This window comes from Halobacillus locisalis, from assembly GCF_013694105.1.
Lineage (GTDB): Bacteria > Bacillota > Bacilli > Bacillales > Halobacillaceae > Halobacillus > Halobacillus locisalis.
In genome coordinates, this window is record NZ_JACEFG010000006.1 from 38907 (window position 1) to 59543 (window position 20637).

35 protein-coding genes and 1 rRNA gene are annotated in these 20637 nt (G+C 43.6%); 34 read left to right on the plus strand and 2 right to left on the minus strand.

Features of this window, described 5'->3' with window-relative positions; translation table 11 throughout:
* Positions 1-13: 13 nt before the first annotated feature.
* From rplP to H0266_RS18950, 31 genes are all read left to right on the plus strand, one after another.
* Positions 14-448 (plus strand): 50S ribosomal protein L16, encoded by a 435-nt coding sequence (gene rplP, locus H0266_RS18800; protein ID WP_181473991.1) that lies wholly within the window; start codon positions 14-16, stop codon positions 446-448.
* Positions 438-638: a 50S ribosomal protein L29 gene (gene rpmC, locus H0266_RS18805; protein ID WP_181473992.1), complete on the plus strand. Its 201-nt coding sequence runs from the start codon at positions 438-440 to the stop codon at positions 636-638. The genes rplP and rpmC overlap by 11 nt, the downstream gene beginning before the upstream one ends.
* A 24-nt stretch (positions 639-662) precedes the next feature.
* Positions 663-926 (plus strand): 30S ribosomal protein S17, encoded by a 264-nt coding sequence (gene rpsQ / locus H0266_RS18810; RefSeq protein ID WP_181473993.1) that lies wholly within the window; start codon positions 663-665, stop codon positions 924-926.
* A 42-nt stretch (positions 927-968) separates the two neighbouring features.
* On the plus strand, positions 969-1337 hold the full coding sequence (gene rplN, locus H0266_RS18815; RefSeq protein WP_181473994.1) for a 50S ribosomal protein L14: 369 nt from the start codon (positions 969-971) through the stop codon (positions 1335-1337).
* A gap of 40 nt (positions 1338-1377) precedes the next feature.
* Positions 1378-1689, plus strand: a complete 312-nt coding sequence (rplX, locus tag H0266_RS18820) for a 50S ribosomal protein L24 (protein WP_181473995.1) — start codon at positions 1378-1380, stop codon at positions 1687-1689.
* Positions 1690-1715: 26 nt separating this feature from the next.
* Complete coding sequence (gene rplE, locus H0266_RS18825; protein ID WP_181473996.1) at positions 1716-2255, plus strand: 50S ribosomal protein L5; 540 nt, start codon at positions 1716-1718, stop codon at positions 2253-2255.
* A gap of 26 nt (positions 2256-2281) precedes the next feature.
* Positions 2282-2467: a type Z 30S ribosomal protein S14 gene (locus H0266_RS18830; protein ID WP_079477340.1), complete on the plus strand. Its 186-nt coding sequence runs from the start codon at positions 2282-2284 to the stop codon at positions 2465-2467.
* A 30-nt stretch (positions 2468-2497) separates the two neighbouring features.
* The gene (rpsH, locus tag H0266_RS18835) at positions 2498-2896 is read left to right on the plus strand and encodes a 30S ribosomal protein S8 (RefSeq protein WP_181473997.1); all 399 of its coding nucleotides are present in this window, start codon (positions 2498-2500) and stop codon (positions 2894-2896) included.
* A gap of 30 nt (positions 2897-2926) precedes the next feature.
* A complete protein-coding gene (gene rplF / locus H0266_RS18840) occupies positions 2927-3463 on the plus strand; it encodes a 50S ribosomal protein L6 (protein ID WP_181473998.1) in 537 nt (178 codons plus the stop codon).
* A 33-nt stretch (positions 3464-3496) separates the two neighbouring features.
* On the plus strand, positions 3497-3859 hold the full coding sequence (gene rplR / locus H0266_RS18845) for a 50S ribosomal protein L18 (RefSeq protein WP_181473999.1): 363 nt from the start codon (positions 3497-3499) through the stop codon (positions 3857-3859).
* Positions 3860-3879: 20 nt separating this feature from the next.
* Entirely contained in the window at positions 3880-4380 is a 501-nt protein-coding gene (rpsE, locus tag H0266_RS18850) for a 30S ribosomal protein S5 (RefSeq protein WP_181474000.1), read from the plus strand.
* Positions 4381-4398: 18 nt separating this feature from the next.
* Positions 4399-4581 carry a 50S ribosomal protein L30 gene (rpmD, locus tag H0266_RS18855; RefSeq protein WP_089654426.1) on the plus strand — a complete coding sequence of 61 codons (183 nt, stop codon included), beginning with the start codon at positions 4399-4401 and terminating at the stop codon, positions 4579-4581.
* Between the two features lie 29 nt (positions 4582-4610).
* A complete protein-coding gene (gene rplO, locus H0266_RS18860; RefSeq protein ID WP_181474001.1) occupies positions 4611-5051 on the plus strand; it encodes a 50S ribosomal protein L15 in 441 nt (146 codons plus the stop codon).
* Positions 5051-6343 (plus strand): preprotein translocase subunit SecY, encoded by a 1293-nt coding sequence (gene secY / locus H0266_RS18865; protein ID WP_181474002.1) that lies wholly within the window; start codon positions 5051-5053, stop codon positions 6341-6343. The genes rplO and secY overlap by 1 nt, the downstream gene beginning before the upstream one ends.
* A 42-nt stretch (positions 6344-6385) precedes the next feature.
* Positions 6386-7039 carry an adenylate kinase gene (locus H0266_RS18870; protein WP_181474003.1) on the plus strand — a complete coding sequence of 218 codons (654 nt, stop codon included), beginning with the start codon at positions 6386-6388 and terminating at the stop codon, positions 7037-7039.
* A complete protein-coding gene (map, locus tag H0266_RS18875; protein WP_181474004.1) occupies positions 7036-7782 on the plus strand; it encodes a type I methionyl aminopeptidase in 747 nt (248 codons plus the stop codon). The genes H0266_RS18870 and map overlap by 4 nt, the downstream gene beginning before the upstream one ends.
* A 16-nt stretch (positions 7783-7798) precedes the next feature.
* Entirely contained in the window at positions 7799-8134 is a 336-nt protein-coding gene (locus H0266_RS18880) for a KOW domain-containing RNA-binding protein (RefSeq protein ID WP_181474005.1), read from the plus strand.
* Positions 8112-8330 (plus strand): translation initiation factor IF-1, encoded by a 219-nt coding sequence (gene infA / locus H0266_RS18885; protein ID WP_035543089.1) that lies wholly within the window; start codon positions 8112-8114, stop codon positions 8328-8330. The genes H0266_RS18880 and infA overlap by 23 nt, the downstream gene beginning before the upstream one ends.
* Before the next feature lie 28 nt (positions 8331-8358).
* Positions 8359-8472: a 50S ribosomal protein L36 gene (gene rpmJ, locus H0266_RS18890; RefSeq protein ID WP_002509257.1), complete on the plus strand. Its 114-nt coding sequence runs from the start codon at positions 8359-8361 to the stop codon at positions 8470-8472.
* 23 nt (positions 8473-8495) lie between these two features.
* Entirely contained in the window at positions 8496-8861 is a 366-nt protein-coding gene (rpsM, locus tag H0266_RS18895; RefSeq protein ID WP_181474006.1) for a 30S ribosomal protein S13, read from the plus strand.
* A gap of 28 nt (positions 8862-8889) precedes the next feature.
* Positions 8890-9285 carry a 30S ribosomal protein S11 gene (gene rpsK / locus H0266_RS18900; protein WP_181474007.1) on the plus strand — a complete coding sequence of 132 codons (396 nt, stop codon included), beginning with the start codon at positions 8890-8892 and terminating at the stop codon, positions 9283-9285.
* Positions 9286-9467: 182 nt separating this feature from the next.
* Positions 9468-10412, plus strand: a complete 945-nt coding sequence (locus H0266_RS18905) for a DNA-directed RNA polymerase subunit alpha (RefSeq protein WP_181474008.1) — start codon at positions 9468-9470, stop codon at positions 10410-10412.
* A gap of 45 nt (positions 10413-10457) precedes the next feature.
* Positions 10458-10817, plus strand: coding sequence for a 50S ribosomal protein L17 (gene rplQ / locus H0266_RS18910; protein ID WP_181474009.1), 360 nt, complete (start codon positions 10458-10460; stop codon positions 10815-10817).
* 226 nt (positions 10818-11043) lie between these two features.
* Positions 11044-11883 (plus strand): energy-coupling factor ABC transporter ATP-binding protein, encoded by an 840-nt coding sequence (locus tag H0266_RS18915; RefSeq protein ID WP_181474010.1) that lies wholly within the window; start codon positions 11044-11046, stop codon positions 11881-11883.
* Complete coding sequence (locus H0266_RS18920) at positions 11859-12731, plus strand: energy-coupling factor ABC transporter ATP-binding protein (protein ID WP_181474011.1); 873 nt, start codon at positions 11859-11861, stop codon at positions 12729-12731. The genes H0266_RS18915 and H0266_RS18920 overlap by 25 nt, the downstream gene beginning before the upstream one ends.
* Complete coding sequence (locus H0266_RS18925; RefSeq protein ID WP_181474012.1) at positions 12724-13521, plus strand: energy-coupling factor transporter transmembrane component T family protein; 798 nt, start codon at positions 12724-12726, stop codon at positions 13519-13521. Before H0266_RS18920 ends, H0266_RS18925 begins: the two co-directional genes overlap by 8 nt.
* 16 nt (positions 13522-13537) lie before the next feature.
* A complete protein-coding gene (gene truA, locus H0266_RS18930; RefSeq protein ID WP_181474013.1) occupies positions 13538-14281 on the plus strand; it encodes a tRNA pseudouridine(38-40) synthase TruA in 744 nt (247 codons plus the stop codon).
* 211 nt (positions 14282-14492) lie between these two features.
* The gene (gene rplM / locus H0266_RS18935; protein ID WP_181474014.1) at positions 14493-14930 is read left to right on the plus strand and encodes a 50S ribosomal protein L13; all 438 of its coding nucleotides are present in this window, start codon (positions 14493-14495) and stop codon (positions 14928-14930) included.
* Between the two features lie 17 nt (positions 14931-14947).
* Complete coding sequence (gene rpsI / locus H0266_RS18940; protein WP_181474015.1) at positions 14948-15340, plus strand: 30S ribosomal protein S9; 393 nt, start codon at positions 14948-14950, stop codon at positions 15338-15340.
* A gap of 215 nt (positions 15341-15555) precedes the next feature.
* Positions 15556-16284, plus strand: a complete 729-nt coding sequence (gene cwlD, locus H0266_RS18945; RefSeq protein ID WP_181474016.1) for an N-acetylmuramoyl-L-alanine amidase CwlD — start codon at positions 15556-15558, stop codon at positions 16282-16284.
* Positions 16285-16360: 76 nt separating this feature from the next.
* Positions 16361-17413, plus strand: coding sequence for an Mrp/NBP35 family ATP-binding protein (locus H0266_RS18950; protein WP_181474017.1), 1053 nt, complete (start codon positions 16361-16363; stop codon positions 17411-17413).
* A 125-nt stretch (positions 17414-17538) separates the two neighbouring features.
* Here H0266_RS18950 and gerD read toward each other — a convergent pair whose 3' ends face one another.
* Positions 17539-18207 carry a spore germination lipoprotein GerD gene (gene gerD / locus H0266_RS18955; RefSeq protein WP_181474018.1) on the minus strand — a complete coding sequence of 223 codons (669 nt, stop codon included), beginning with the start codon at positions 18205-18207 and terminating at the stop codon, positions 17539-17541.
* Between the two features lie 135 nt (positions 18208-18342).
* On the opposite strand from gerD, the gene H0266_RS18960 reads away from it, so the two are divergent.
* Entirely contained in the window at positions 18343-18942 is a 600-nt protein-coding gene (locus H0266_RS18960) for a KinB-signaling pathway activation protein (RefSeq protein WP_181474019.1), read from the plus strand.
* Positions 18943-18976: 34 nt separating this feature from the next.
* On the opposite strand, the gene pdaB is transcribed toward H0266_RS18960, so the two are convergent.
* Positions 18977-19732, minus strand: coding sequence for a polysaccharide deacetylase family sporulation protein PdaB (gene pdaB / locus H0266_RS18965; protein ID WP_246364267.1), 756 nt, complete (start codon positions 19730-19732; stop codon positions 18977-18979).
* Between the two features lie 118 nt (positions 19733-19850).
* Here pdaB and H0266_RS18970 point away from each other — a divergent pair, with 118 nt between their 5' ends.
* Positions 19851-20072, plus strand: a complete 222-nt coding sequence (locus H0266_RS18970) for a hypothetical protein (protein WP_181474020.1) — start codon at positions 19851-19853, stop codon at positions 20070-20072.
* Between the two features lie 483 nt (positions 20073-20555).
* Positions 20556-20637: ribosomal RNA gene (locus H0266_RS18975) — 16S ribosomal RNA — on the plus strand; the annotation flags it as partial.

Below are 20637 nucleotides of genomic sequence, written 5' to 3' on the forward strand. Positions count from 1 at the left end.
GGGGAACAGCATTATGTTAATGCCAAAACGTGTTAAATATCGTCGTCAACACCGTACTAGCTTAAAAGGTCGCGCGAAAGGCGGCACTGAAGTAGCTTTCGGTGAGTATGGATTGCAAGCAATTGACCCAGCATGGATTACAGCCCGTCAAATCGAATCAGCGCGTATCGCGATGACTCGTTACATGAAACGTGGCGGTAAAGTTTGGATCAAAATCTTCCCTGATAAGCCTTATACTGCTAAGCCCCTAGAAGTACGAATGGGTTCTGGTAAAGGTGCTCCAGAAGGTTTCGTAGCTGTTGTAAAACCAGGGAAAATCATGTTCGAGATCGCAGGTGTATCTGAGGAAGTAGCGCGCGAAGCATTGCGACTTGCTTCTCACAAGCTGCCGATCCGTACGAAATTCGTAAAACGTGAAGAAATTGGTGGTGAAATCAATGAAGGCTAATGAAATCCGTGAATTAACCACTGCCGAAATTGAACAAAAAGTTAAGTCTCTTAAAGAAGAACTTTTTAACCTACGTTTCCAACTGGCAACAGGTCAACTTGAGAACACTGCACGTATCCGTGAAGTTCGCAAGGCTATCGCACGTATGAAAACTGTTGCTCGTGAACGTGAACTAGGCGTAAATAACTAATAGATGAGAGGAGGTCACCCTCACATGACTGAACGTAACAATCGTAAGGTTTATACTGGACGTGTTGTATCTGACAAAATGGACAAAACAATCACGGTTTTAGTAGAAACTTATAAGTTCCACAAGCTTTACGGCAAACGCGTAAAGTATTCAAAAAAATTCAAGGCTCATGATGAAAACAATCAAGCGAAAAATGGTGACATCGTAAGCATCATGGAAACTCGTCCGCTATCAGCGTCTAAGCGTTTCCGTCTCGTAGAAGTTGTCGAAGAGTCTGTTATTATCTAAATCAAGTTCGCTCGGATCTAATCCGAAGGGAGGTTACATGGTATGATTCAACAGGAAACTCGTCTGAAAGTAGCAGATAACTCTGGTGCACGTGAAGTCCAAACGATCAAAGTATTGGGCGGATCTGGTCGTAAAACAGCAAACATTGGTGATATCATCACTGTTACTGTGAAACAAGCAACACCAGGGGGCGTTGTTAAAAAAGGTGAAGTAGTAAAAGCCGTTATTGTACGTTCTAAAAGTGGAGTACGCCGTAAAGATGGTTCTTATATCCGTTTTGACGAAAACGCAGTAGTAATCGTCCGTGATGATAAAGGACCACGCGGTACTCGTATCTTTGGACCGGTTGCACGTGAACTTCGTGAAGCTAAATTCATGAAGATCGTTTCTCTAGCTCCAGAAGTATTATAAAGTTCGAATAGAAATGCCTTGTCAAGGAGGTGCGCGAAGCATGCACGTAAAAAAAGGTGACAAAGTAATGGTGATTACTGGTAAGGATAAAGGCAAACAAGGAACAATCCTTGAAGCTTATCCGAAAAAAGATCGTGTTCTTGTTGAAGGTGTGAACGAAGTGAAAAAACACGCTAAACCTTCCCAAGAGAACCCACAAGGTGGGATCTTGACTCAAGAAGCAGCGATCCACGTATCAAACGTAATGCCAATTGACCCGAAAACTGGTGAACCAACTCGTGTTGGATACAAAGTTGAGGGCGACAAGAAAGTTCGTATCGCGAAAAAATCTGGTGAAGCACTAGATAAATAACCCAGAGATGAAAGGAGGGCCACACGATGAACGAACTAAAGAAACAATATCAAGAAGAAGTTGTTCCATCTCTGATGAACAAATTTAATTACGATTCAATCATGCAAACACCAAAGGTTGAAAAGATCGTTATTAACATGGGTGTTGGTGATGCTGTTCAAAACGCGAAAGCTCTTGATACAGCTGTAGAAGAACTAACAATGATCACTGGTCAGAAGCCAGTTATTACGAAAGCGAAGAAATCAATCGCAGGCTTCCGTCTACGTGAAGGTATGCCGATTGGTGCGAAGGTTACACTTCGTGGAGAGCGTATGTACCAGTTCTTGCAAAAACTAATCCAAGTGTCACTACCACGTGTGCGTGACTTCCGTGGAATTTCCAAGAAAGCCTTCGACGGCCGTGGAAACTACACACTTGGTGTTAAAGAACAATTGATTTTCCCAGAAATTGATTACGATAAAGTAAGTAAAGTGCGTGGAATGGATATCGTTATCGTCACAACTGCTGACTCTGACGAAGAATCCCGTGAACTATTAGCTCAATTCGGTATGCCGTTTCAAAAATAATGAGCTAGCGATAAGGAGGGAAAATAGTGGCTAAAAAATCAATGGTCGCGAAACAGAAGCGTAAACAGAAGTACCAAGTACGTGAATATACTCGCTGTGAACGTTGCGGACGTCCTCACTCCGTACTTCGTAAGTTTAAGCTTTGCCGTATTTGTTTCCGTGAACTTGCATATAAAGGACAAATCCCTGGTGTCAAAAAAGCCAGCTGGTAAACCCGATTTAGGGAAGGAGGTAAATGAGTTATGACAATGACAGATCCAATTGCAGATATGCTAACGCGTATTCGTAACGCTAACATGGTGCGTCACGAGAAGCTTGAGCTTCCAGCTTCAAACGTAAAGAAAGAAATCGCTGATATCCTTAAACGTGAAGGTTTTGTACGTGATTACGAATTTGTAGAAGACAGCAAACAAGGTGTACTTCGCATCTTCCTTAAGTACGGACAAAGCAACGAGCGTGTTATTACTGGTGTGAAGCGTATTAGTAAACCAGGTCTACGTGTTTATGCCAAAGCAGAAGAGCTTCCGAAAGTTCTTAATGGTCTTGGTGTAGCCGTCGTATCTACTTCAAAAGGTCTATTAACAGATAAAGAAGCTCGCGAACAAGCCATCGGTGGCGAAGTTCTAGCTTACGTCTGGTAAAAAAACAGAGAAGACAGGAGGTGCAACAATATGTCTCGCGTAGGATTAAAATCACTTGAAATTCCTGAAGGTGTTGAAATCGTTCAGGATAACAATACAATCACAGTAAAAGGTCCAAAAGGTGAGCTTACTCGTGAGTTCCACCAGGACATTACGGTGACAATTGAAGACAACGTTCTTTCAGTCGCTCGCCCTAGTGACCATAAAGAACACCGTGCTCTTCATGGTACTACCCGCAGCCTGATCGGTAACATGGTTGAAGGTGTTACTAAAGGTTTTGAAAAGAATCTTGAAATCATCGGTGTAGGTTACCGTGCGCAGAAGCAAGGAGAGCAAGTAGTCATCAACGCTGGTTACTCTCACCCTGTAGAGGTTGAAAACCGCGAAGGAATCGAAATCGAAGTACCTTCAAACACGAAAGTGATTGTTAAAGGTATCGATAAAGAACTCGTTGGTGCAGTTGCAGCGAAGATTCGTGCAATCCGTCCTCCAGAGCCTTATAAAGGTAAAGGAATTCGTTTTGAGAACGAACGTGTACGCAGAAAAGAAGGTAAAACAGCCAAGTAAGACTTAGGTAATGTATAGAAAGGAGTGACCCGAATGATCACGAAGGCAGATAAAAATGTCGTACGTAAAAAGCGTCATGCACGCGTTCGTAAAAACGTCTTTGGCACAGCAGAACGCCCACGTTTGAACGTATATCGCTCTAACAAACACATTTACGCTCAACTTATCAATGATGAAAGCCAAGTTACAGTAGCAAGTGCTTCTACTGTAGACAACGACTTCAATCTTGACGTAACAGGTAACGTTGAAGCAGCTCAAAAAGTCGGTGAAATGGTTGCTAAGCGTGCAGTCGACAACGGATATAAAGTTGTTGTATTTGACCGCGGAGGTTACTTGTATCATGGACGTGTGAAAGCCCTAGCAGATGCGGCTCGCGAAGCCGGCCTAGAATTTTAATCGTTAAAGGAGGGACATATATGATTACAACAACAATTGACCCTAATAAACTAGATCTTGAAGAACGCGTAGTTACGATCAACCGTGTTGCAAAAGTAGTTAAAGGTGGACGTCGTTTCCGCTTTGCTGCATTGGTTGTTGTAGGAGACAAAAATGGTCATGTCGGTTTCGGTACGGGTAAAGCCCAAGAGGTACCAGAAGCGATCAAAAAGGCTATTGATGATGCGAAGAAAAATCTAATTACAGTACCAGTTAAAGGTACGACGATCCCACACGAAATCAACGGTCGTTTTGGTGCAGGAAACATCCTAATGAAACCAGCTGCTGAAGGTACTGGAGTCATTGCAGGTGGACCTGTCCGTGCGGTACTTGAGCTTGCAGGTGTTCAAGACATCCTATCTAAGTCACTAGGTTCTAACACACCAATCAACATGGTGCGTGCGACACTTACTGGACTTAGCGAGCTTAAGCGCGCTGAAGACGTTGCTCGACTTCGTGGGAAGTCTGTCGAAGAACTGTAGAATAAGGAGGGAAATACAATGGCTAAACAGTTAGAAATTACCCTCACGCGCAGTGTTATTGGTAGACCGCAGGATCAGCGCTCTACTGTCAAGGCGCTAGGTCTGAACAAGATCCGTCAAACTGTCGTACTTGAAGATAACCCAGCGATCCGAGGTATGGCTAATAAGGTATCTCACCTTGTATCGGTTAAAGAAGTATAATTAAAGTATAGAAATAAGGAGGTGCTCGCATGAAACTGCATGAACTAAAAGCGGCTAAAGGTACACGTAAAGAACGTAACCGTGTAGGTCGTGGTATGGCTTCTGGTAATGGTAAAACATCCGGTCGCGGCCACAAAGGTCAAGGTCAACGTTCTGGTAGTAAAACTCGCCCAGGTTTTGAAGGTGGTCAAATGCCACTATTCCAACGCCTTCCGAAGCGTGGTTTCACTAACGTTCACCGTAAGGAATTTGCGATCATTAATCTTGACGCTCTCAACCGTTTCGAAGAGGGTACAGAGGTTACACCTGAACTATTGCTTGAATCTGGCGTGGTAAGCAACCAAAAAGCTGGAATTAAAGTACTAGCAAAAGGTTCTGTCGAGAAAAAACTTACAGTGAAAGCTCATAAGTTCTCTGCTTCAGCTAAAGAAGCAATTGAAGCAGCGGGCGGTCAAACTGAGGTGATTTAATGTTCCGGACAATCTCCAATTTTATGCGCGTGGGTGATATTCGGCGGAAAATAATCTTCACCTTATTAATGCTTGTTGTCTTTCGCCTAGGAACATTCATCCCTGTACCATTTACAAATAGAGATGCAATCAACTTCATGGATGAACAGAATGCTTTTGGCTTCTTGAACACCTTTGGAGGTGGGGCATTGCAGAACTTCTCCATCTTTGCGATGGGGATCATGCCCTACATTACTGCCTCTATCATCATGCAATTGTTGCAGATGGATGTAGTCCCTAAGTTTGCGGAATGGAAAAAGCAAGGGGAAGTGGGCCGTCGAAAGTTAGCTCAGTTTACCCGCTACGGGACCATTGTTCTAGCTTTCATTCAAGCAATCGGTATGTCTATTGGTTTCAACGCTTTGGCTGGAGGTCAATTGATCAGTAACCCAGGCGTTGCCAAATTCGCCATTATTGCGTTAGTTTTGACAGGTGGAACAGCATTCCTAATGTGGCTTGGTGAGCAAATCACAGCACACGGCGTCGGAAATGGTATTTCCATTCTGATTTTTGCAGGAATTGTAGCTGCGATCCCAACCGGTGTAAACCAGTTGTATGATCAGTATATTTCCGGTGCAGGAGAACAACTGTTCATTAACTTAGTCATCATTGGTTTAATCGTTCTTGTTATCGTTGCGGTGGTCGTTGGTGTAATCTTCATCCAACAAGCCCTTCGTAAGATTCCTATCCAATATGCGAAGCGATTAGTCAATCGCTCGCCAGTAGGTGGGCATTCCACTCACTTACCTTTAAAAGTAAATGCTGCAGGAGTTATCCCGGTAATCTTCGCGATTTCATTCATTATCGCGCCGAGGACGGTCGCTGGATTCTTCGAAGATAGCGAAGTGGCTTCTGTTATCCAATTTATCTTTGACTACCAAAACTGGCCTGGAATGATTATCTACGTTGCGTTGATCATTGCCTTCACGTACTTCTACACATTTGTTCAGGTTAACCCGGAACAAATGGCAGAGAACTTGAAGAAGCAAGGCGGTTACATCCCGGGTATTCGCCCAGGTGCCAATACGGAAACGTATCTGACACGCGTTATGTACCGTTTAACTTTCGTTGGAGCCATCTTCCTAGCAGCTGTATCGATTCTTCCACTGATCTTAGGTTCGGTAGCAGGATTGCCACCAACTGTTCAAATCGGAGGAACGAGCTTACTCATCGTTGTGGGTGTTGCACTTGAAATGATGAAACAGCTTGAGAGTCAGCTTGTGAAACGCCACTATAAAGGTTTTATTAAATAATTAGTTTTAAAGCTAATGAAACATGAGAGCGAGGGGAACACGTTGAATTTAATTCTGATGGGTCTTCCTGGTGCTGGTAAAGGCACTCAGGCAGAGAAGATAGTCGAAAAATATGACATCCCTCATATCTCAACTGGAGATATGTTCCGTTTAGCTATCAAAGAAGGAACAGCACTTGGCAAAGAAGCCAAATCATATATGGACAAAGGTGAATTGGTTCCCGATGAAGTAACTATCGGAATCGTTCGCGAGCGTCTAAGCAAACCAGATTGTCAAAAAGGCTTCCTGCTCGATGGTTTCCCTAGAACGATCGCTCAAGCAGAAGCCCTTGAAAATCTGTTGAATGATATGAACGAATCTCTTGATTATGTTCTTCATATCGATGTTCCAAAAGACCAACTCATCGAGCGTCTGACTGGACGACGCATTTGCCCGACATGCGGTGCCACGTATCATGTCGTATTTAATCCTCCAGAAGTGGACGGAAAATGCGATCATGATGGTTCTGAGTTGATTCAGCGTGAGGACGATCAGCCGGAAACCGTAAAAACGCGTTTGGAAGTGAACGTAGAACAAGCGCAACCACTACTCGACTTCTATCGTGACAAAGGCTATTTAGTTTCCTTTGAAGGTGACAAAGATATCAATGACGTATTTAACAACATCGACGAAAAGCTTGGAGAATTAACAAAATGATTATTTGTAAGACACCGCGGGAATTAGATATTATGCGTGAATCAGGTCGAATCGTGGCCTTAACGCACCAAAAGTTGGAGAAAGCGATCCAACCAGGTATAACAACTGGAGAATTGGATAAGATTGCTGATGAATTCATACGCAGTATGGATGCAATCCCTTCTTTTAAAGGTTATAATGGATTCCGTGGTAGTATTTGCGCATCTGTTAATGAAGAGCTTGTCCATGGCATTCCGGGTGACCGGGTGTTAAATGAAGGTGATATTATTAGCATCGACATTGGGGCTAAATACAAAGGCTATCACGGTGACTCCGCTTGGACGTATCCAGTGGGCAACGTTGATGAAGGAACTATGGATTTGCTGAAAGTCACGGAGACTTCATTGTTCAAAGGGCTTGATGAAGCAAAACCTGGTGAACGCCTTTCAAATATATCTCATGCCATTCAGACGTATGCAGAATCGGAAGGTTTTTCAATCGTCCGTGAGTATGTAGGACACGGAGTAGGCCAGGAACTACACGAGGATCCTCAGATCCCTCACTATGGTCCGCCTAATAAAGGTCCTCGTTTGAAGCCAGGTATGGTTTTGGCTGTTGAACCTATGGTGAATGCAGGGTCTCGTCATGTGAAGACTCTGAATGATCATTGGACGGTAGTCACGAGAGATGGTAAAATGTGTGCGCACTTCGAACACACCATTGCGATTACGGAAGAGGGTTACGAAATATTAACAAAATCCTAAATGAAGGTGATCGTGTTTGAACGAATCTGAGTCGAGTCCGCGATTAGGTCAAATTGTTCGTATTGTGCAGGGGCGTGAGGCAGGACAGTACGCGGTTGTGATCGATGTACTGGATGGCCGCTTTGTGCTGCTTGCCGACGGAGAGAAACGTAAGTATGATCGACCAAAGAAAAAGAATATGCAGCATATTGAGCTTATGGATTTCATCTCTCCGGAGGTCCAGAACAGCCTTCTAGAAACTGGTCGAGTCACAAATGGCAAATTACGCTTTGCTGTTTCTAAATATGTCAATGAACTAGTGACTGATTTGAAGAAGGGAGATCAACTCGATGGCGAAAGACGATGTAATTGAAGTAGAAGGAACGATCGTTGAAACCTTACCGAACGCACAGTTCAAGGTAGAACTCGAGAACGGTCATACCGTTTTAGCTCACGTATCTGGTAAAATCCGTATGCACTTTATTCGAATCTTACCAGGAGATAAAGTAACGGTAGAGCTTTCCCCTTATGATTTAACTAAAGGTCGTATTACGTACCGTTACAAATAAAGCTCCGATATTAAAGGAGGTATGGATGATGAAGGTAAGGCCTTCTGTAAAACCAATTTGCGAAAAATGCAAAGTCATCAAACGTAAAGGTAAAGTCATGGTTATCTGTGAAAACCCTAAGCATAAACAAAAACAAGGCTAAAACTGAAGGAGGTGCAACCCTAAATGGCACGTATAGCAGGTGTAGATATTCCCCGCGATAAGCGCGTGATTATCTCTCTAACTTATGTATATGGTATCGGTAAATCCCTAGCTGCGAACATTATCGAAGAGTCTGGCGTTGACGGCAACACTCGTGTTCGCGATCTTACAGAAGACGAACTTGGTAAGATCCGTAAAGTTGTAGAGGAGTTCAACGTTGAAGGTGACCTTCGTCGTGAAAACTCTCTTAACATTAAGCGTCTAATTGAAATCGGCTCTTATCGCGGAATCCGCCACCGTCGTGGTCTTCCACTTCGCGGTCAAAGAACGAAAAACAACTCTCGTACACGTAAAGGTCCACGTCGTACAGTTGCAAATAAACGTAAGTAATCGAAATACGAAGGAGGTAAGCTAATCTATGGCACGTAAAGGAAATACTCGTAGTCGTAAGCGTCGCGTGAAAAAGAATATAGAAACTGGTGTGGCTCACATCCGTTCTACATTCAATAACACGATCGTAACGATCACTGATGTTCAAGGTAACGTAATCAGCTGGAGCAGTTCAGGTGCTCTTGGTTTCAAAGGCTCCCGTAAGTCTACTCCATTCGCTGCTCAAATGGCTTCTGAAGCTGCAGCTAAAGATGCAATGGACAACGGAATGAAATCCCTAGAGGTTTCAGTAAAAGGCCCTGGCGCTGGTCGTGAAGCAGCTATTCGTTCACTACAAGCAGCTGGTCTTGATATCACGGCTATCATTGACGTAACACCAGTACCGCACAATGGTTGCCGTCCACCAAAACGTCGTCGCGTATAATTGTTCTGAATAGAATTTGTCACCCTGTCTATAATGGGTTATGATGATAGCATTCTAACAGCACCGCATTAGACAGATAAAACGTGCAGTTGTCACGAATCGGAACTGCCTACCTGAGGAATTTCGGTTAGACATGTGAGTCTAGCCGGGGTTTCGACGTTTTGAAGGAGGGTTTAGTGTAAATGATCGAAATTGAAAAGCCAAAAATTGAGACGGTTGAGATCAGCGATGATTCTACTTTTGGTAAGTTCGTCGTAGAACCGCTTGAGCGTGGGTATGGTACAACTCTAGGTAACTCCTTGCGTCGTATCCTATTATCCTCACTTCCTGGCGCTGCTGTAACATCAGTTCAAATCGACGGTGTCCTTCACGAGTTCTCCACAATCGAAGGGGTTGTTGAGGACGTAACGACAGTTGTATTGAACCTGAAGAAACTTGCTTTGAAAGTGTATTCTGACGAAGAGAAGACTTTAGAGATCGATGTTCAGGGTCAAGGGAAAGTAACAGCAGCAGACATTACGCACGATAGTGATGTAGAAGTTCTAAATCCAGATCTTCATATTGCTACATTAGATAGCAATGCAAACCTACGCATGCGTATTACTGCAGAGCGTGGCCGAGGATATCGTCCAGCAGAAGGAAACAATCACGAAGATCAACCGATCGGCGTGATTCCAGTGGATTCTATCTTTACGCCAGTATCCCGTGTAACGTATCAAGTAGAGAATACAAGAATTGGTCAAACATCTAACTTTGACAAGCTCACTTTAGATGTCTGGACGGATGGCAGCATCCGCCCGGAAGAAGCGATCTCTCTTGGAGCTAAAATCTATATGGAACACCTCAATATCTTTGTAGGCTTAACGGATGAAGCTCAAAAGGCTGAAATCATGGTCGAAAAAGAAGAGGACCAAAAAGAAAAAGTTCTAGAGATGACGATCGAAGAGCTTGACCTTTCTGTCCGTTCATATAACTGCTTGAAGCGTGCCGGAATCAATACGGTTCAAGAGCTTGCGAACAAATCAGAAGAGGATATGATGAAGGTGCGCAACCTTGGTCGCAAATCCCTCGAAGAAGTGAAGTACAAGCTTGATGAACTTGGACTAGGTTTAAGAAAAGACGATTGATCTATAGAGAACATCTAAGAGTTTCTGAAAAGGGAGGGATTATCAATGGCTAGAAAATTTGGACGTACAACAGATCAACGTATGGCGCTTCTTCGTAACTTAGCGACAGACTTGATTATTCATGAACGTTTGGAAACGACAGAAGCTAAAGCAAAAGAGCTTCGTTCTGTTGTTGAAAAAATGATCACACTTGGTAAACGCGGCGATCTTCATGCCCGTCGTCAAGCTGAATCATTCCTTTACAATGCTGACGCTGATGAAGAGGGGAACCAAACAGCTTTACAGAAGCTATTCTCTGACATCGGACCACGCTATGAAGACCGTCAAGGTGGTTACACTCGCGTGCTTAAGCTAGGCGAGCGTAAAGGTGATGGAGCTAAAATGGCGATCATTGAACTAGTTTAATGAATACCATTGATGCAAAAGGGCAGGAATGAATCTCGTCTAGAGGTTGAATCCAGCCCTTTTTTTATGCAATTTTAACAGAAGGATGCGGCCGGGGCTATCGTTCGACTTGGTGGCATCCAAGGGTTTATTTTTTGTCAGAAAAGCAATAGATCAGTAAGATAGAGACAGGAAATCATGTCGTATTTCCTGGGAAATAGTCAGGTGAGCAGAGGGGGAATAGAGAATGGAAAAGAGCCAGATCGAGTTTAGAAATGTATCGTTTCGATATCATGACGATTCGCCTTGGGTGTTGAAGAATGTTAGTTTCACAATCCACTCGGACGAATGGTTAGCGATTATTGGTCATAATGGTTCTGGTAAATCGACCATTGCCAAGTTGATGAATGGCTTGCTATTTCCGCAAGAAGGAGAGATTTACGTCTCAGGTGAGAAAGTGGTTCCAGAAACGATATGGGATGTCAGGAAGCAAGTAGGGATGGTTTTCCAAAACCCCGATAACCAGTTTGTCGGGACGACGGTGAGAGATGATGTCGCTTTTGGCATGGAAAACCATGGACTGCCGCGTGAGGTAATGGTTGAACGGATCCAAGAGAGTCTTGATGCTGTTGGCATGCAGGAATACGAACGCCAAGAACCCCATCGATTGTCTGGAGGACAAAAACAACGAGTCGCCATTGCGAGTGTTCTCGCTGTCTCACCGAAATATATGATCTTTGATGAAGCTACGGCTATGCTCGATCCCAAAGGCCGCATGGAAATCATGCAAACCATTCGTGATTTACAATCCGAGAGAAGTTTGAGTGTCGTGACAATCACTCACGATTTACGTGAGGTGACGCAGGCGGACAGGGTGATTGTAATGAACGATGGCGAAGTGTGGATGGAAGGAACGCCACGCGACGTTTTTTCTAAGAAAAATCGATTAGTTGAAATTGGCTTAGATACTCCATTTGTAAGTAAGTTGGCAGAAGAAATGAAATCTGCTGGACTGCCCCTTTCACGTGAGCCACTTAATCACCAGGAGTTGTTGGAGGAACTATGGACATTAGATTCGACAAGGTAAGCTATGTGTATCAACCGAATAGTCCTTTCGAGCACAGGGCCCTTAACAATCTCTCGTTCTCGATCGAGTCTGGATCGTTTGTCGCGATCATCGGGCACACCGGGTCTGGAAAGTCGACACTTCTTCAACATTTGAATGGACTTGTCCAACCGACGGATGGAGAAGTAACCATTGGTCCCTATCAATTAAAGGCTGGAGTAAAGAACAAGCAGCTTAGAGAACTCCGAGAAAAAGTAGGGGTCGTGTTTCAGTATCCTGAGCACCAACTGTTTGAGGAAACGGTCGCGAAGGATATCGCATTCGGACCTGAGAATTTCGGTGTCGATCAAGAAGAAGTACAAGCAAGAGTGAAAGACGCAGCGAAAGCGACGCAATTAGATAACTCGCTACTCGATCGTTCTCCATTTGATTTGAGTGGTGGTCAGATGCGACGTGTGGCGATATCGGGTGTACTTGCCATGAATCCAGAGGTGCTGGTCTTAGACGAACCGACGGCTGGGCTGGACCCTAGTGGGCAACGGGAGATCATGGAGATGTTTAACCGGCTGCACGAAGAAAAGCAGTTGACGACCATTTTAGTCACCCATAGCATGGAGGATGCCTTATCTTACGCGGATCACATTCTCATTCTCAATCATGGTGAGGTGTATCGGGAAGGTCCTCCGCTCGATATTTTCAAACAAAAAGAGGCTTTAGAAGATGTTCAACTGGATGTACCCGAAGTGATTGAATTCCTTTCTAAGGTGAAGGAACAACACGGTGTTGAAATTCCTTATGAAGGGCAGACCATAGCTGAGTTAGCAAAGGAATTGGCCGAAATGGTGAGAGGAGGCCGCGATCATGAGTAACTCAATGATAATCGGTCAGTATGTACCGGGAGAGTCATTCGTTCACCGTTTGGATCCTCGGTCAAAAATCGCCATCATCTTTTTCTTTGTTCTGATCGTATTCTTTGCTAATTCTGTTATGAGTTACGGTCTACTTGCCTTGTTCGCTATTGGAGCTGCGGCGAGCTCGAAGGTTCCGCTCCCTTATATTATGAAAGGGCTGAAGCCTGTTTGGTTCCTGATCATTTTCACGTTCTTGCTTCATTTGATTGTGACCAAAGAAGGTGACGTTCTTTATAATTTATGGGGATGGAAAATTTACGAGGAAGGTCTCGTCCAGGGTGCCGCTATTTCCCTTCGTTTCTTTCTGTTGATTCTGGTGACGTCATTGCTGACATTAACCACGACTCCGATTGAAATTACGGATGCGATTGAAGAATTGCTCGGTCCGTTGAAGAAGATCCGATTTCCTGTTCATGAACTGGCTTTGATGATGTCTATCTCGTTACGTTTTATCCCGACATTGATGCAGGAAACCGAAAAAATCTCGAAAGCCCAAGCGTCCAGGGGAGTAGATTTCCGTACAGGCTCATTTAAAGACCGTATAAAAGCGGTAATCCCTCTTTTGGTACCTTTGTTTGTCAGTGCCTTCAAACGCGCTGAGGAGCTGGCTATGGCTATGGAAGCACGTGGGTACCGTGGAGGCGAAGGAAGGACGAAATTACGAGAGTTGAGCATCAGTAAACTGGATTACTATCTATACGCTCTTTTTATACTCTTAATCATCGGACTGTTTTTAACGAGAAGTTAAGCTTGGGGGAACCGCTATGGAACGAATACGCTGTGTGATTCAATATGATGGAACGAACTATGCCGGATACCAAGTGCAACCCAATGGCAATACCGTGCAGGCGGAACTTGAGAAAGCGTTGAAGAAAATGCATAAAGGAGAACGTGTAAAGGTGACAGCTTCAGGCAGAACCGACTCGGGTGTTCATGCCAAAGGGCAAGTGATCCATTTTGATACGCCCCTGACTATTCCAGAGTCCAATTGGCGGCGGGCACTCTCCTCTTTGTTGCCAGATGATATTGTAGTCAGTTCTGCAGCTACTGTAGACCCGGGGTTTCATGCGAGATACGATACGACTGGAAAAGAGTACCGTTATTTCGTGTGGAATGCACAGGAACCCGATTTATTCAAAAGGCTATATCGTTATCATGTTCGGTCGCAGTTGGACATTGAGGCTATGAACCTTGCGTGTGAATACTTAGAAGGCGAGTATGACTTTACTTCCTTCTGTTCACCGAAGACAGACCTTAAAGGAGATAAGGTGCGGACCATCTTTAAAGCAGAAGTGAAGGCAGAGGGGCCAGAGGTCTCTTTCGTCTTTAAGGGATCGGGGTTCTTATATAATATGGTACGGATACTCGTAGGCACTTTATTAGAAGTAGGACTAGGCGAACGCCAAGCAGCAGACATCCCAGCCATCATTTCAGCTGAAGACCGCGAGTCTGCAGGGAAGACCGCACCTCCTCAAGGGCTCTTTTTGTGGGAAGTTTCCTACGACTGATAAGGGTTCAATGGGCAATGATATAGTTTTATTCAGCAAAATTTAAAAAAACAACGATTCCTGGTGTGCATACTCTTGACATCAGGGATGAGAGTGTTATATTATATTCTATGGCATTTTATTTCTATACCACGATTAGCCCCGGAACTAATCGTATTGAGATAAATATTCGAAAGCTTTGAGAAACTAACAATTCAGGAGGGAAACCGACATGCGCACAACTTTCATGGCAAATGAAAACAACGTGGATCGTAAATGGTATGTTGTCGATGCTGCAGGACAGACGCTTGGCCGTTTAGCAAGCGAAGTTGCTGTAATCCTTCGCGGTAAAAATAAACCAACTTACACACCACATGTTGACACTGGTGATCATGTAATCATCATTAACGCAGGTGAGATTCAACTAACAGGAAACAAAATCAACGATAAGGTTTATTATCGTCACTCTACCCACCCAGGTGGATTGAAGTCACGTACAGCGAACGAAATGCGTACGAAATACCCTGAGCAAATGCTAGAGCTTGCTGTTAAAGGGATGCTTCCAAAAGGAAGTCTTGGACGTAAAATGGGCAAGAAACTTCATGTTTATGCAGGCGCTGACCACAAGCATGAAGCACAACAACCAGAAGTTTACGAACTTCGCGGATAATTAAAGGAGGTAATCAAGTGGCACAAGTACAATACATCGGTACTGGTCGTCGTAAGAGCTCAACAGCTCGTGTACGCCTTGTTCCAGGTACCGGCCGTGTAGTAGTTAACAAACGTGATGCTGAAGACTTTTTCCCATATGAAACACTTCGTATGATTCTGAAACAGCCTCTTGCTGTTACAGAAACAGAAGGCAACTACGACGTTCATGTAAACGTTGATGGTGGAGGTTTCACTGGACAAGCGGGCGCGATCCGTCACGGAATCGCTCGTGCTCTTCTACAAGCAGATCCTGAATACCGCACACCACTTAAGCGCGCAGGACTATTAACGCGTGACGCACGTATGAAAGAGCGTAAGAAATACGGTCTTAAAGGTGCTCGTCGTGCTCCACAGTTCTCAAAACGTTAATTATCGTTTTATACAAAGACTCTCAACCATTGGTTGGGAGTCTTTTTTATAATGTCTAACACTAAAATGAGGATCCCTTTATATAGCCCCAAATACTACTCTGCACCCCCACCTTACTCTTATGTTTGAATGCATAAAATATCTGCTCGCACTATACATAACTTCCTGCCTTGTCCCATAGAGTGTTATAGGGAGTACAAGGGAGTGGGGAGACAATGATTCGACGGATGAAGACATTCATATGGTTAGGTGGTATTGTGCTTCTTGTTTGCTTAGTTGCGTATCCCATACAAGAGGCGAAAGACGCTTGGACCGTTTGGTCATCACCTTTGGCGGGCAAGGTTATTGTACTTGATCCAGGACACGGGGGACCAGACGGAGGAGCAGAAGGCTCGGATGGTACACAGGAAAAAGAGATCACTCTGCAAATGTCTCGTTATTTACAAGATTACCTTCAAGAAGCAGGGGCACTTGTCTATTTGACGAGGTATGAAGACACGGATCTTTCCTCAGATGATGCAGGGAGTTTGTCGCGCCGTAAATCAGAAGACATTCGCAATCGCGTTCAATATGTGAAAGAGAAAGAAGCGGACTTTTATTTAAGTATTCACCTGAATGCCATTCCTTCTGGAAAATGGAGAGGGGCACAGTCATTTTATAACCCCAACGTAGAAGAAAGTGAAAACTTGGCGAAATTCATTCAGTCCGAAATTCGCACGAACCTGGAAAACACCACAAGAGAAGCGCTCGGTTTGAATAATATTTATCTTCTTAAGCATGTCGAAGCACCTGGTGCGCTAATTGAGGCAGGATTCTTATCAAATGACCAAGAGCGTGAGTTGTTGAAATCGGATGATTACCAAAGAAAGATGGCCGCATCGATTTATCAAGGTATTTTACGTTTTGTGACAGAGCGAGAATATCCTTCCACTGATGGATCGTGAGCAAATCACTTAGAAAGCGTTTCATGTATGTTATACTAGTGCCATATGAAACAATTTCTAAGGATGGTGAACCGGCTTGCTTACACAAGAACAAGTATTAGAAATCCTTCATGGAATCCAGGATCCGTTTTTACATAAAACGTTAGAAGAAACCGGTGGGGTTGAAGAGATAAAAATTAAAGAAGAGAAGAATCACGTCAGTGTGAAGATTCTCATTGCGAAAACCAATACAGCTGAACAAATGGAGCTGCAACAAACCATTGTGAATGCTCTGAAGAGCGGGGGAGCGGCTACAGTCGGCCTGCGTTTCGATCAATTGTCTGACGAAGTCATTCAGCGGTTCCAACCAGCTGCAGAAGAACAAAAAGAGGAATCGCTGCTAGATGGCGGTTCAGATACGAAATTCATCTCGGTTGCAAGTGGTAAAGGTGGCGTTGGTAAGTCTACGGTTACGGTCAATTTAGCTGTTGCTTTGACACGCCTAGGGAAAAAAGTTGGAATTATCGATGCAGATATTTATGGTTTCAGTGTTCCGGATATGATGGGCGTAGAAGAACGTCCGGTCGTTCGTGGGGAGAAGATCATTCCTGTTGAACGCTTCGGTGTAAAAATTGTTTCGATGGGCTTCTTTGTAGAGGACAATTCCCCAATCATTTGGCGTGGACCTATGCTTGGTAAGATGCTGACAAGCTTCTTCAAAGAAGTGGAGTGGGGAGACTTGGATTATCTACTCCTCGATCTTCCACCAGGAACAGGGGACGTCGCACTTGACGTGCACGCGATGTTACCATCTTCTAAAGAACTCATTGTCACGACTCCGCACCCGACAGCAGCTTTTGTTGCGGCCCGTGCAGGTCAAATGGCATTAAAAACGGATCATGAAATTCTCGGCGTTGTGGAAAACATGGCGTATTTCGAAAGTAAAGAAACAGGGAATAAGGAATTCGTCTTTGGTCGTGGTGGAGGCGTGAAGCTTGCTGAAACCTTGAAAACGAATGTCCTTGGACACATTCCACTACAACAACCATACGAAGAGGAAGATGTTTTCGCTCCATCTGTCTATCAGGCGGATCATCCGTCGGGAGTCATCTATCGGAATATGGCAGCAAAAATCATTGATAAATACTAACGACACACAAAAACGCGCGACCCAACAGGGTGCGCGTTTTTGTATTTGTCTAGAAAAGGAAAAGGTGAGACGCTAATCAACATAAGCTGAAGCAGCTAAGTCCATCGAGCTCACTGGTCCTTGTTCTAACTAGACGACCCTCCGCCTTCTTCTCCGGATTGTCCGCCATCTTCACTTTGGCCGCCGCCTCCGCCACTCTCACTTTGGCCTTCTTGGCTGCCTTCACCGGAAGATCCTCCACCTTCTTTGCTCATTTTCTCCGCTGCTTTCAGTAATGTTTCACTCATCTTAGCCTGAAAAACAGGGCTGTTAAGGGTTTCGTTAATGGTTGTTTCGAGATATTCCCTATATTTTTGCCCCTGCATGACGGTGACCATTTGTTCCATCATTTCGGGGTTCTTATATAATTCAATCATAAGCTTCTGATATTCAGCGTCCTTCATCAAACCTTTCATCAATTCTTTCTGCTGGTCTTGAATGACTTTGCTGAATCCCTGAACAAATTTTGGATCGGAAAACATTTTCGTCCAAAATTCTTTTCCTTTTTCGGAAACCAATGTTTCACTGACGGTTTGAGAGACAATTTCAGATTCTAGAGCCATGTTCTGTTGCATTTCTTCATTCGATAAAACTTCTGTAATCGCCTTTTTACCATCATCCGTCTTTAATATATCTACGACCATTTTCTTTGTTGCGTCATAATCAGCCTGTTCCCCTGAGTTTGATCCTCCACCGCATGCGGCTAATAAAACAAGGAACAGAACGGGACACATCAAACGGAGCCATTTGGACATTACGCATGTCCCCTTTCTTTCATTCTCCTTAGGATTACTATGTGCGTTATCATAAAAATTATGCGGTGGGAGGAAAAAAGACAGCCTTCATGGTAAAATACCATGGTACAAGTTTTTATTTTAGGGGGAACATCCGTGAACAGTCGTAAATGGGTGAGATTGTTTTTAACGACACTTCTTCTGGGAGGTGTCTTAACACTCGTGACCAGCTTTATATTTAAACAACAGTCGTATGCTGATGTGCTTCAACCATTTCAACTGTTTGAGCTAATCGGTTTGTTATTGTTTTTCTCAGGACTTGGATTCATTTTCAGCGTCATCAGTCAAATGGGGTTCTTTGCTTATTTGACGGTCAATCAGTTTGGGAAAGGATTATTCCGTTCGTTCTGGGTTCCAGTTCAATGGTTCCTGATCGCTTTTACAATATTCGACCTGATTTACTTCAGATACCGGGCTTCAGAAGATAGTACGATTTGGCCGTTCATCATAACAGCTCTCGGGTTGCTTGTATTGTCACTAGGCGTAGCGTATATCAAAGCAAAAGAAACGAACAATCATGCTTTCGTTCCCGCACTGTTCTTTATGGTCGTCGTGACGACTGTCGAGTGGGTACCAGCGCTTCGAGCAGAAGGTAGCGATTATGTATGGCTTATGATCATCCCTTTATTTGCCTGTAATGCATACCAGTTATTACTATTGCATCGTTTGAATAATGAACAGGAACAAGCAGCATAAAAAAGGAGCCTTTGGGGCTCCTTTTTTAAGTTCTTTAATTGACTTGCGTTGTTTTTGTTTCGCTCCCGCTGACCAGTTCGGTAATGCTGACTAATTGAAGACCTTTCTGCTTCAAGCCAGGTAAAATGACTTCTAAAGCTTTTGATGTTTGTTTGACTGAATCAGACGCATGGAGGAGGATGATATCACCTTTTGATCCTTCATTCATCACTTGATCGATAATGTTATTGGTACCAGGATTTTCCCAGTCTCTAGGATTAATACTCCATTGCACAGCTTGCAGACCTGCTTGGTCAATCTTCTTTAAAACCTCTTTGTCGACATGTCCATGTGGAGGACGGATCCATTTTACGTCCTCAAATCCGAGTTTAGAGAATGCTTCTTTTGCTTGATTTATATCTTGACTGACTTGTTCGGGCTTCATTTCCAGATAGCTCTCATACTCATAGCCCATCATTCCGATTTCATGCTCACCTTCATGAATTTCTTTGACTATGTCTGGATGACGCTCAGCCCACGCGCCGCTGACAAAGAAAGTCGCCTGCGCATCATGTGTTTTTAACTGTTGTAGGATTTCATGTACTTTATCACTGCCCCAGCTAATATTAAACGTTAAAGCAACGTAAGATAACTCTTCACTTCCTTGGCTTAACGCACGAGGTTCATCATTATTAGAGAACACGGGTAGTTGACTAAACTGCCCCATCCATATAAAAAGTGCACAAAAGAATGCTAAAAAAACGACAATACCGTAACGCTTCCAGCGATCAGCCTTCAATGAAAAGAACAAGATAGACCTCTCCTTCCTACCAATATGTTCTATACATATGAAAAAAAGGACAACCTATGCTAAAAACGGATGAATTAGGGTAGAAATATATAGAGATGTAACTCAGGGAGGTTTGGTTATGTACGGCTTTATCATTAATGAACAAGAGAGACAAGAAGTTCAATACTTATTGAAGAGAGAGATGGAAGAAATCACATTTGATATGGGTGATCACCGAATCGACGATGAAATGAAGCGGGCGATGGAGGAACGTTATCATGTCCTGTACCAAATCTTTCGACGGTTTGCTACACAAGAGGAATGCATTCAATATATGCCCCCTAAAAAAGAATACAATTAACAAAAAGAAGAGTCCTGCTAACGGGGCTTTTCTTCATGTAATCAAAGTGATTGCTGGATAGTAGTGCACACGCAACCATGGTTTTAGCAGAAAAAGATCATGGATTTAAATGAATTTCAAAAAACCTATTGCATTTCTTTTTTATTCTATGCTATATTATTAAACGTTGTCGGGAAAACAAAGACAACAACGAAAAACGGATTAAAACATCTGAAAAAAAGTTGTTGACTTCTTGTTGGAACGATGATAAAGTTAATCTTGTCGCAAAAACGACAACGAAAAACGAACAAAGACATTTCAAAAAAGTTATTGACAATAACAAAACGAAATGTTAAGATAATAAAGTCGCTGTTTTGAACAGCACAAACAATTTGATCTTTGAAAACTGAACGAACCAACCAGTACGTCAAGATATTCTTTCTACTATAGAAGGAATTCAAACAAGCACATTCGGTGTGCAAATGAGCAAGTCAAACTTCAACTTTTATGGAGAGTTTGATCCTGGCTCAGGACGAACGCTGGCGGCGTGCCTAATACATGCAAGTCGAGCGCGGGAAGCGAGCTG